Annotated in this window: 7 protein-coding genes; 1 reads left to right on the top strand and 6 read right to left on the bottom strand. The window is 50.5% G+C overall.

The window, feature by feature from the left end:
- Positions 1–3: 3 nt before the first annotated feature.
- The 5 genes from ACVBEF_RS01510 to ACVBEF_RS01490 all read right to left on the bottom strand — a co-directional run bounded on the left by ACVBEF_RS01510 (position 4) and on the right by ACVBEF_RS01490 (position 8,078).
- Positions 4–711 (bottom strand): dUTP diphosphatase, encoded by a 708-nt coding sequence (locus ACVBEF_RS01510; protein ID WP_447122175.1) that lies wholly within the window; start codon positions 709–711, stop codon positions 4–6.
- A gap of 402 nt (positions 712–1,113) precedes the next feature.
- Positions 1,114–1,896: a 3-hydroxybutyrate dehydrogenase gene (locus ACVBEF_RS01505; RefSeq protein WP_447122174.1), complete on the bottom strand. Its 783-nt coding sequence runs from the start codon at positions 1,894–1,896 to the stop codon at positions 1,114–1,116.
- A gap of 113 nt (positions 1,897–2,009) precedes the next feature.
- Positions 2,010–2,750, bottom strand: a complete 741-nt coding sequence (locus tag ACVBEF_RS01500) for an acetoacetate decarboxylase (RefSeq protein ID WP_447122173.1) — start codon at positions 2,748–2,750, stop codon at positions 2,010–2,012.
- Between the two features lie 97 nt (positions 2,751–2,847).
- Complete coding sequence (locus ACVBEF_RS01495; RefSeq protein WP_447122172.1) at positions 2,848–3,675, bottom strand: carbon-nitrogen hydrolase family protein; 828 nt, start codon at positions 3,673–3,675, stop codon at positions 2,848–2,850.
- A gap of 65 nt (positions 3,676–3,740) precedes the next feature.
- Positions 3,741–8,078, bottom strand: a complete 4,338-nt coding sequence (locus ACVBEF_RS01490; RefSeq protein ID WP_447122171.1) for a YhdP family protein — start codon at positions 8,076–8,078, stop codon at positions 3,741–3,743.
- A gap of 229 nt (positions 8,079–8,307) precedes the next feature.
- Between ACVBEF_RS01490 and glnE the strand changes: the two genes are divergently transcribed.
- Positions 8,308–11,115: a bifunctional [glutamate--ammonia ligase]-adenylyl-L-tyrosine phosphorylase/[glutamate--ammonia-ligase] adenylyltransferase gene (glnE, locus tag ACVBEF_RS01485; RefSeq protein ID WP_447122211.1), complete on the top strand. Its 2,808-nt coding sequence runs from the start codon at positions 8,308–8,310 to the stop codon at positions 11,113–11,115.
- Positions 11,116–11,181: 66 nt separating this feature from the next.
- On the opposite strand, the gene gap is transcribed toward glnE, so the two are convergent.
- The gene (gap, locus tag ACVBEF_RS01480; protein ID WP_447122170.1) at positions 11,182–12,192 is read right to left on the bottom strand and encodes a type I glyceraldehyde-3-phosphate dehydrogenase; all 1,011 of its coding nucleotides are present in this window, start codon (positions 12,190–12,192) and stop codon (positions 11,182–11,184) included.
- Positions 12,193–12,263 lie beyond the last annotated feature (71 nt).

The raw sequence follows: 12,263 nt of genomic DNA, 5'->3' as shown, positions 1-12,263 counted from the left end.
ACGTCACGAATAAATGTGAGGTTGCAGTGCGGAAAGTTGAGGCGACAACACGTAAAAAACGTATCGTTCTTCGAGACATTGATAGAGCGTAGCTGTAAAATCGGCAGCATTCGGATCGAGGCGCGCAACGATTTCTACGAGATGAATATTGTCCTCCCTGCCTCCCCATATTTTGACGTAGCGACCCTTTTTATAACCTTTATTTTGGCGAAATATATTCAATACATTCTTGGCGATATATTGCGTCATGACCGCATCCCAGCTGAGTGCACACGCACTAAAAATCACGGTCAGCAAAGATAGTTCGTTGCGTCCGCTTGCGGCAAAAGCGGCAAGTAACTCCAGTAACTTTGGAACGTCGCAATCGGCGATGAGATACTCCCGACCATCGATCGTGCAACACGTCATATTTGCGTTAGAACGATGAAAGAGCGCAGTCGCCGCCTCATCCAGATTGCCTTGGTATTCGTTGATGAGATGGGAGAGGCTGAAGTGCAGAATATCAATAAGTTCGATATGCACCTGAGATAAATCATGAGGTTGGCGACTCCACCATTTCCACCCATAGTGATCGAGTGCTTCAACGGCTTCGACAAGTACCCCACGCAGATAAGGGTAGTCAGCACTTAACCAGTCCTCGTCTACTTTTCGATTGATTTTGTCTTGCAAACGTATGATCGTTCGCGCTTGGATAGCATTGATTTTTTCCATCGGCACCTACTTTCTAAGTATTAATTAGTGTCAGTGCGCTACGGGTGCAATACCAGTGAGCAGGCGGATTCCGGCACTAAAAAATAAAGACAACTCCCGTGAATCTTCAAAATCGATAAGATTATGCTTAAATTGAATATTTCAGTCCGTTATTATCAGGTTTAGTGACGTTAATAAAAATCGAAATTCGCTCATAAATACGTAAAAAAAAGACCATAAGGCCATTAAATCAAACAGGAAGATGATCGAAGTAACATTACTGAGTAGCAAACAAAAAATGCTACCCAGTACGAAATTGATATCAAATAAATGCTGATGAACATCAGCATTGTTGAGGACATAAAAAAACAATTGGTTGCTACTAATTACTATTAATAATTAGTAGCGAATTTACTGCCTGATTTACTGCATAAACCAGCCGTGGCTTACAACAATTGATTGTCCCGTCAACGCATTGGACTCAAAACCGCCAAGAAATATCGCTGTTTGAGCGACATCGTGCACAGTTGTGAACTCTCCATCAACAGTATCCTTGAGCATCACGTTTTTAATCACTTGATCTTCGGTGATACCCAACTCCTTGGCCTGCTCTGGAATCTGTCTTTCCACTAACGGTGTGCGTACAAAACCGGGACAAATCACGTTTGCGCGGATCTTATTTTTAGCCCCTTCTTTTGCCACCACTTTTGCCAATCCGATCAAACCATGCTTGGCAGTGACATACGGCGCTTTCAATGGCGAAGCCTCATGCGAGTGCACCGACCCCATATAAATGATCGAGCCGCCAGTACCCGCCTTGATCATTTCACGCATTGCCGCGCGCGTCGTCAAATATGCGCCATCGAGATGAATCGCCAGCATTTTTTTCCAGTTCTCAAGAGTCGAATCGACAATAGGCGCGATGATCTGAATCCCGGCATTGCTAATCAGTATGTCGATACTGCCGAAGGCAGCAACAGTGTCGGCAATACCTTTGTCGACCTGCCCCTCATCGGTGACATTCATGGCAACAGCCATGGCCGTACCGCCCGCCTGATTGATCTCATTGGCGGTTGCTGTTGCAGCATCCAACGCCAGATCGGCGATCACGACTTTGGCCCCGGCACGTGCATATTCAATGGCAATTTCTTTACCGATACCGCTGGCTGAGCCCGTAATTAGTGCGACTTTATCTTTGAGTGACATGGCATTCCTTTATCGTGGAGTTGAGTGTACGTTTGAAATTGAGGTAAGTAAGGCCGCATAATTATTAAGGTCCGGTGCCTCGACGCAGACGACGTATAAACGATTATGCGATCTTACTTAGCGAGATAATCATAAGCAACCGTGCCGTGCGGCAACGTCAGGTCGGACAAAATATGTACCGCTGACAGGACTTCAAGCACCGGTAAATCAGCAATCGGTGCCAGTGCATGCGGACGTAAATCCAGCGCACCCGGGCCACTCCAGGCTCCCTTGACAGTCACCTCAGTCAAACTATAGCGAACGATTTCGCAAATACGCGGCGTACCGTCAACATGCGGAATGATTTTCAACAAAAAAGCAGGCGCTTCAAGTGACTTTTTGATGACGTCATTGTCTAGCGCTTTATGCTTATAGCCCATCGTACCAATCGCAATAGGGATGTCACTGTAAGACAGCGTCCCTACCATCGTATCTTTATGCACTTTGAGTTGCGGCTCGCCCATTTTTTTAGGAAAGCCCCACAACTCACGCCCACCGGCAATCGGCGGCTGATCATTCAAATACATGCTGTGGACGTAGCCACCGGCAACCCCATCGAGCGTTACCGGAATGACCTGACCGGACTCGCAATAATGGCCAAACCCAGTTGAGTCGGGCATCCTGATAAATTCAAATTTTACGATTGGCTCAACGAATTGCAAGGGCGCAGGAATAATTTTTTTGAGCGCTTCAGGATCGGTGCGGTAGGTAATAATCAGAAATTCACGATCCACGAAACGGTAAGGACCGGGAGGAAAAGCGGGGTTATGAAATGGCATGGCAAACGCATTTTGGCGGATCTCGTTTTCAGTCATATAGCTCCCTGATTAAAAAAATACTGCCGGAACATTGCCAAAAAGCAACTACAATTCGCATAATCGACAATTAATATTATGCTACAGATCAAGAAAATTATAATTTCCTATGGCGCAATGCAGGCAAGCTCTCCCGCACTCCCTGCATAAATTGCAGATCGATAGCGCCACCGATCACGCCCTCGCCGTCTGCCAGCACCGCCTTGATTTCTCCCCATGGGTCAATGAGCATGCTGTGACCCCAAGTTCGACGACCGTTAGGATGCACACCGCCTTGGGCTGCCGCCAAAACGTAACACTGATTTTCTATCGCCCGGGCACGTAGCAGGATTTCCCAATGCGCTTTGCCAGTGGTATAGGTGAAGGCGGCTGGCATAACGATTAAGCTGCATGCCCCCATTGCCCGATATAACTCTGGAAAGCGCAGGTCATAACAGACTGAGAGCCCCACTTTTCCGCAAGGCGCATCGAATGTGGCAACATCTTTCCCGTACGAAATAGTGCGCGCTTCGTCGTACGATTCATCGCCTTTGTTAAAGCTAAAAAGATGAATTTTGTCGTAGTGACTGATGCATTGTCCGTCCGGGCCATACACCAGCGTCGCGTTGAGAACCTTGCCGGCCTCTGATGAAATCAGCGGCATGGTTCCGCCGATCAAATAAATGTTGTGCTCTTTTGCCAGCGCGGCCATGAAGCATTGAATCGGCCCGTCACCCAACGATTCGGCGATAGTGACTTTGTCATTCTCTTGCCATCCCATAATCGGCCAGTATTCCGGGAGCAACACCAATTGCGCGCCCTGCAAAACCGCTTCTGCGACCAGCCTGCGCACGGTTGTGCAGTTTTCTGCGACTTGTGGCGTGGAGACCATTTGAATGGCGGCAATGTTGAAGGGAGTTGTGACTTGGGTTGTAGTTTGATTCATAGTATTCATACTCCAGCTAACGAATTGATTACGTAAGATTTTTTGAAACGATGCAATGCTGCAACTTACTGTTTGCCTATCGCCGTTGCAGCACTGTTCTTATTCCCACCCGAACCATCTTTATGCACCACTTTTTTCACCACCGGATCGGCCCACGGACCAGTAATATCGTACTCATAAGTGAACGCCCGCATCAACGGATCACGCAAAAATAATTGCGCCAGAAAAGTCCCTATCCCCACCACCGGATTAATCGCCAGCACCGCCAGCGATGCTGCGCCGGCGTTGATTTCCGGTAGCACCACGACATGCAAATTCTGTGTTTCCTGAGCGATGTCGGCGCTACCACTCATCAATACGGTTGCGGCTACGCCACGCATTTTGAAGTTGTCGGTGGTGGCTTTACCCTGCGCAATAGCAGCCGTCGCCACCACACTATCGAACGCAAACCCGGCCGAAAATACATCCCTGAAATCGAGTGTCAAACGACGCGGCAACGATTGCAAGTTGAATACACCGAGCAACTTCGCGGCACCCGGATCGACCTTCAGAAACTGACCTTTTTGCATATCCAGATTGATCTGCCCGGACAGTGACGGCACATCAATGGAGAACGGCAATCCCTTCCAGGTAACATCGCCATCCATACGCCCTTTGGTGTCCCGCAAAACATGGGCAAAACCGAAACGCTCAAGTAATTTACCGGCGTCGTGAACATCCAAAGCGTAAGTCAGATTCGTGACGTTGTTGTCTTTCACGGTGGTCCATTTTCCGGCCGCTTTGAGTTCAGCATCGGGGTTCCTAATCGATAATTGCCGGATACGCCATTCGGTCCCGATATCAGCGCGTACATTGCTAGCCTGCAGCTCGAGCCGCCCCATCTTCTTACCCATTAACTGAAAATCGTCAGCCACGATATCAAGGCCGGGGATCTGGGTCGCGGCATCTTTGCTCTCCAATATGTCCTTGACGTCCGTGGTCGCATTTTCAGGAATGATCAAAGACGATAAGCGTGCCGTCACCTTACCCAGACCGTGCCCGGACGGCACCGTATTCCAGCTGACATAACCGGATGCCTGAGCCGAGTCGATATTCGCCTGCCATGCATTTTTTTGATACGAAGCACCAAGCACGACATTGGTCAGCTTTTTACCCATGATGATGAACTCATCAGCGCGCACCGCCACCCCTTCCGGCTCCACATACTGCGCAATACCGGAGAACTGATTGGCGTCTTGCGCGGTACTCGATGGACTGCTAACGGCGTCATTTGCAGCACTAGCCAGACGACTCCATTCATCAAGATTCAGGGATTTAGCATTCACATTAATGGCCAGTCCGCTATCTGGTTCCGGTGTTGGCGTATTGACGCCGATACCGCCGCGCAGGACTTTCCACTCCGCATTTTTTTCGACCGATTTTTGGCGTTGATAGCGCGCTGTCATCGCTGCTCCCAGCGATACTCGTATTTCATCACCCAGGAGTAATGAATCCTCCGATGGGGCTGCCACCCATTCAAATTTCAACGGCAGGCTTTCATTAGCAGCCTTGCCTAAGGGTGCGGGGAAATTTAATGCAATCCCTTGCAGACTTGAATCAACCAATAATTCGGTGTGATGATCGCGTATCGTAACTTGCGCGCTGTAACGGCTGTTGCCGCTGGCGTGGCCTAAAATACTTTGTGCACTCCCCTGCGGATATATTGCTCTGATTCCATCAAGCGAGGCGGTGCCATCGATCTTGATTTTGCTTTGACCATCAGGCTGCGTACCACCGCTCACCTGTACCGAGCCGCCCAATGCAGTGCCTTTTATGCCATTGAGATTAAATCCTTTTTGATTGAATTCAAGCTTGCCGCTGACATTTTGTAGCGGTGGAATAATCTTTTGCAAGAGCATGTCATTATTCAAAAACTGCAACACACCATCAACCTTGGCGTCGCCTAAGTGCGCCAGCGGGAGATGCAAAGAGAGTTGTAGCCAGGCGGCTCCCTTACCTTCAGACTCATTGGTAAAGCCGCCTATCCAATGTTCAACCGGGCTGTTATTGGCGAACACCAGAAAATTTTGCAGCAATCCCGCACCCTTGCCCTCGATATGCAACATCCCGTCATGTGAGAGCAAATCCGGCACCGTTGCGACGACTTCGGTCAGTGCTACGTTGGACGTTTTGGCGCTAACGGCTTTGATTTGCAATCGATCACGATCCACCGAGATAGTGCCGTTAATGTGCTCCAGCAGCGGCCACACAGGTTGCTTGCCATCCTGACCGAAATAGCCGGGATCGTATTCCATCTTGCCGTTCTCGATTTTGCCAAAAACAGTGAACTCGCCTTTTGGTTTCGCGCTGGGATCGTTCGCCGGTACATTAAAAGGAAAATGGGCGAGATCCCCCTTTACCTTGATCACCACATCACGTGCTTTGCCATCTTTTAATGCGCCGACTAACCAGTCACGCAAACGGTCCGGCGTCTGCAAGGGTAAATAAGTACCGATCTTGTTGATCTGAAATTCACTAATAGTTGCCGTCATATCGGTCATGCCCAGCCCGGCACCTGGCTTGGCATTCAATGGCAGCAAATGGCTGCCGGATAACGCGCCGACCAGACCGTCCTGTACAAAATGCATGCTATCAATTTGTATTAGCAGATTTTTTTCAGGTGTTTTTAACGCTACGTTGGGAGCTGCCTTGAGGTCTGATTTGATGGACAACGTCGATCCGACTGATGCGCCATCCTGCAAATGCCAGCTTGCCTGCCCGTTGAGACTATCGAACGACAACATCGGTTGCGCAAAATAGCCCGGCAAGGTCACCGACATCTTTTCCGAGGCCAGACGCAACTTACCGCCGGATTGATCCGCATCGATACTGCCAGTCACATTCTCAATACCGGGAGTCGCCTGCAATGCTGGTTGCGCCGGAGAATCCGCCGTTTTAGGCAACGCCGCACGCGCCAGTCGCGCATTGAGACTTAAGCCCTTAAACTGTCCTTTGGCGCTATAAGCAACCAGCGCTGGATACGCGCCCTGCCATTGCGCTGAGAAATTCTGTAACTGACCACGCGGTGAAAAATCACTCAACATCTGAATTTGCGGCGGCGTCAGCGGCAAGCGTTGCGCAAAATCGGCGATGGTACGCAGGTCGAGCAGGTCCGCACTCAGCGTATATTTTTCTGGCTGATGACTCTTTGCTGGCAAATAAGATGCATTGATCGTAGTGCCCGGTAAGATCAAACCGTCATTGGTTTCCAGCGAAAAATTGGTCAATGCAACATGATGCCCATTGCTGCCGAAACTCGCACCCGGGTCTATCGGCATCAAACCAAGCTCTGATGTGATTTGTTCCTGTACTGAAATCCGACCAGAAACTTTGCGCAATGCCAGCAATGCCAGATCCTTACGTAGACGTGTGGACAAATCCGACAATTCAATATCTGCCGTAAAATCGCGCACTTTCGCATGATCCAGATCAAGCCACGCACGCACCGAACCCTTGCCCTGATTAAGTTCGAACGGATAATCGATCCAGGCTTTCCAGGCAGACAGATCGGTATCGTGCAAATTCGCATACAACGTCCCTTTCCAGCGCGTGATGTCGGCAATATTCCGGGCGAATGCGGGATGGACGAAATCGGCGCGCACATCAATCGGCGCAGCCAATGCCGTCGGCGGCGTCGCCGCAACCGACAAACTATGATGCCGCCAGCGATTGCGCAGCACGATATTGACGTTGGTCAACGCCAATTCTGGCGCGGCACGCAATTGATCGGTCCAGCTAATGCGACCATCACGGATCAGAATCTGATGCTGTGCCAGCACCCATTCAGCAGCGCCGCCTTTTTCCGCCCTGGGATTAATGGGAATACCGGCAACAAAAAAGTTACCTTGCGCATCTCTTTCGATCTGCAAGTCCGGACGATCAATTTCGAGCGCATCCAAACGCAACCTGCCCAGCAACAACGAGCGCCATGACACTGTGGCGACAACCTCGGGCAAACTTAGCGCAGGTACAGTTGGCGTATTTGATTGTTGCGTATTTGATTGTTGCTTATTAGGTTGACTAAAAACGCGCAAATCGGTCAGTGTCAGTTTCGGTAGCAAACCATCCCAGGAAGCGGCAATCGATCCGATCAAAATCGGGGCACCGACCGTCGCACTCGCTATCTGTTCGACGTTACTTTTGTAGTGATTGATATTGGGCAAAATCACATAACGCAGGGTCAGAAACAGGCCGCAAAACAGAAAGTAAGCCACCACCAGCGTTTTCAGAACAAACCCGACCAGATGATGGGTAAAGCGATTGATGCGCTGATACCCCCCCACCATCTCACGCCACAAAAGTGCGAGGCGATGTGGTACGGAGCGACTGATGACTGGAGAATGTTGGTGTTGCTCTTGAGACATTAATGAATCTATTAATTAATCATTTATAAACACGAAGCCGAGAAAGAAAGCAGAATAATGTAGCAAGGTAAAATAAGCGATTAATGGTTGCCAACACAGACTAAGATACAGACTAAAACGTAGCACTATGGTCGCATGGATCGTTGCCGACAATGTTAAATGCCTGCTAAAAATCCGGATTTAAACCAGGCAAAAGCATGTAAATTTGATCCCCCAACGCACAATCGGCATTCAAGCCCAACATTCCCCCTTCCACCACGCTTTATTTCACCCATCAAACGCTGTGACTCAATCTCTCATTAGCATCTCTGACGCCTCCCATTTTTATACCCGCTGGGTCAACGCAGAAGCCGGGCGCGCTGAAAAAGTCGCGGCGCTGGCGCAATTATCCTTAAGCCAGTCGCCATTTTCTGTGCTGTTACAAAATGAAACAGATAGCGGTATGCCTTTGCCACGCGCAATGCGGCGATTACGCAATTTGATTGTCTGCACGCTCATTGCGCGGGACCTGAGCGGGGCCGCCGACTTAGAAGAAGTCGTTAGCACCATGACCGGCTTTGCGGATTTTGCGGTTCAAACCCACCTGGCAAGCCTGATGGAAGAGATGATCGCGCTGCACGGCACGCCCATCGGTGAGGATTCCGGCCTGCCGCAAGAACTGATCGTGCTGGGCATGGGCAAACTTGGCGGCGGCGAACTCAACGTTTCGTCTGACATCGATTTGATCTTTGTATATGGCGAAGATGGCGATACGCAGATCGATCATCCGTCACAGCGCACACTGTCGAACCATGAATTCTTTGTGCGTCTCGGCAAAAAACTCATTACCGCGATCGACGAGATCACCGAAGATGGCTTCACTTTCCGCGTAGATATGGCGCTGCGGCCAAATGGTGCCTCCGGCCCGTTGGTCGCCAGTTTGAATATGGTCGAAACCTATCTGGTCACCCAAGGACGCGAATGGGAGCGCTATGCCTGGTGCAAAGCGCGGGCGATGACAGGGCGATTACTTGATATTGTGGCGCTGGAAAACATCTCACGCCCCTTCGTTTTCAGACGCTATCTGGATTTCGGTACGATCGACGCCATGCGTCTGATGCATGGACAAATCCGGGCCGAAGTACGGCGTCAGGAGAGTCTGCACCCTGACCGCAGTAATAACGTCAAGCTGGGGCGCGGCGGGATTCGCGAAATTGAATTTCTGGCGCAAGTATTCCAGCTCATTCGCGGCGGACTCGATCCAGCCCTGCGCGACCGCTCCACGCGGCGCACCTTGCGCACGCTGGTCGACAAAAAATTACTCACCGCCGATGACGTCGCACAGTTGTTGGAAGCCTACGAATTTTTACGGAATCTGGAACATCGTTTGCAATATCTGGATGACGCACAAACCCATACTTTGCCAGCGAGCGAGACCGAGTGTCTGATCATCGCGCAGGCGATGGGTTTTAGCGATACCGCGACGCTCTTGCATGAACTGGAAAAACGCCGGGTACTGGTCGCGGCTCAATTTGACGCCATTTTCAACGACAAACAAAACGGCAAGAATGCCAACGCCGATGAGGATTGCGACCTCTGCGAATTAAGTGACCGCGATAGTCCTGAGGCCATCGCCAGCGTCTTGACCGCGCTGGGCTTTAGCGATATCGATCAAAACACCCACCGGCTCGCCACCACCTGGCAATCGTCGCGGATACAAAGCTTGCCGGAAATCAGTCGCAATCGTTTTACCGCCTTAATCAATATGGCCTTGCCGATTATCGGCAAACTGTCGGCAGCAACCAATATGACCGACGGCACTACGCATCTCACCACGCTTGGCCGCTTGCTCGACTTTCTGGAAACCATCGCCCGCCGCGCCGCCTATCTGGCCTTGCTCACGGAATATCCACACACCTTGATCCGCGTCATCCGGATGATAGGCGCTAGCGATTGGGCCGCTAAATTTCTAACGCGTCACCCGATTTTGCTCGATGAATTGCTCGATAGTCGCAGTCTCAATACCGTTCCAGACTGGCCGGTATTTGCGCAAGACTGTCGGCGTCAGATGGACGCCATCGCGGGCGACACCGAGCGCCAACTCGATTTACTGCGCGAGCTGCATCACGTTCAGCTATTCCGACTATTGGCGCAAGATCTGGAAGGTACGCTCAGCGTGGAAGTCCTGGCCGATTACCTGTCCTTGCTGGCCGATATTGTGGTGGCGACAACGATACAGTCAGTCTGGCAAACCTTCCCCAACCGTCACCGCGAAGTACCTAAATTTGCCGTGATTGCCTATGGAAAATTAGGCGGCAAAGAACTGAGTTATGCCTCCGATCTGGACGTGGTGTTTCTGTACGACGATGACGATCAGGATGCACCGGCGCTCTACTCAAAATTAGCGCAGCGTTTTATCACCTGGATGACGAGCCATACTTCGGCCGGGATTTTATTCGATATCGATATCGCCTTGCGTCCGGACGGGGCCAGCGGTTTGCTGGTGTCGCCGTTTTCCACGTTTGAAAAATACCAACGGCAGTCAGCCTGGCTATGGGAACATCAGGCATTGTCCCGGGCCAGATTTTGTTCTGGCGACAGCGTTCTCGGCGAGCGCTTTGAAGCATTGCGCGTCGATGTTTTACGTCAGGTACGCGACCCGGTCAAACTACAACGGGAAGTGCGCGAGATGCGGCAAAAGATGCGCGATGCCAACCGCAATCGCAGCGATTTGTTTGATTTGAAGCATGATGCAGGCGGGATGATCGATATTGAATTTCTGGTGCAATTTTTGGTCTTGCAGCATTCCGCAAGCCATCCGGAACTGACCGCTGATATTGGGAATATCGCACTGTTGAAATTGTGCGCAACGCTGGAGTTGATCGATGCAACGTTGGCTAACGAAGTGGCGAATGCATATCGCCATTTCCGCAAGCTGCAACATCAACGCCGGTTGCAAGGTGATGAACGTGCGCGCGTCTCACCTGAATGGGTTGCTGCTGAGACGGCTTCCGTGAAGAGATTATTGGCGACGGTATTTGTGGAAAGCGTGAATTAAACAGTCAAAAAGAAACCCCGACTCGCGGGGTTTCTTTTTACTGCACTGACCGACTTTGAATACCGATTATTTGGCGTTCATCAACGCGACAGTGGTATCGAGCATACGGTTCGAGAAACCCCACTCGTTGTCATACCAGCTAGATACTTTGACCAGGCTGCCAGATACTTTGGTCAGCGTTGCATCAAAATTCGAGGACGCCGGATTGTGGTTGAAATCGATCGATACCAACTGCTCTACGTTGTACGTCAACACACCCTTGAGTGCGCCTTCCGATGCTTCTTTCATGATGGCGTTGACTTCATCGACCGTGGTTTCACGGGCCGCGACAAACGACAAATCAACCAGCGAAACGTTGATCGTTGGTACGCGAATCGCAAAACCATCGAGCTTGCCGTTCAACTCTGGCAACACCAGACCAACAGCAGCAGCAGCGCCGGTTTTAGCCGGGATCATGTTCATGGTGGCAGAGCGCGCACGACGCAAATCTTCGTGATAAACGTCCGTCAATACCTGATCGTTGGTGTAAGAATGGATCGTCGTCATCAGACCATTCACAACACCAATTTTGTCGTTGAGCGGTTTGACTAGTGGAGCCAGGCAATTGGTGGTGCACGATGCGTTTGAAATCACCGTGTCGGTCGATTTCAAGACTGCGTGATTGACGCCGAAAACGATCGTCGCATCCACATCTTTGCCGCCGGGTGCGGAAATAATGACTTTCTTTGCGCCGCCTTGAATATGAGCGCTGGCTTTTTCTTTGGTCGTGAAGAAACCGGTACATTCCAGCACGACGTCAATCTTCAGTTCACCCCAAGGCAGTTCAGCCGGATTGCGCTGCGCCAATACTTTAATGCGGTCGCCATTGACGACGATAGAATCGCCATCGACCGTTACTGTGCCAGGAAATTTACCGTGTGCAGTATCGTATTGGGTCAAATGGGCGTTGGTTTTTGGATCGCCCAGATCGTTGATCGCGACGATCTCGATATCATGCTTTTTACCGCCTTCATAATGCGCACGAAGGATGTTGCGGCCGATGCGGCCATAGCCATTGATTGCAACGCGAATAGTCATATTTTTCTCCTAATGTATGAACAAAATAGATGCATGCAGATGATTGTTCGCAATCCTCTGCATTTAACTTT

It is taken from the genome of Glaciimonas sp. GG7 (assembly GCF_052976905.1).
The sequence above is the reverse complement of the archived record's forward strand: the minus strand, read 5'-3'. Positions and strand labels throughout refer to the sequence as shown.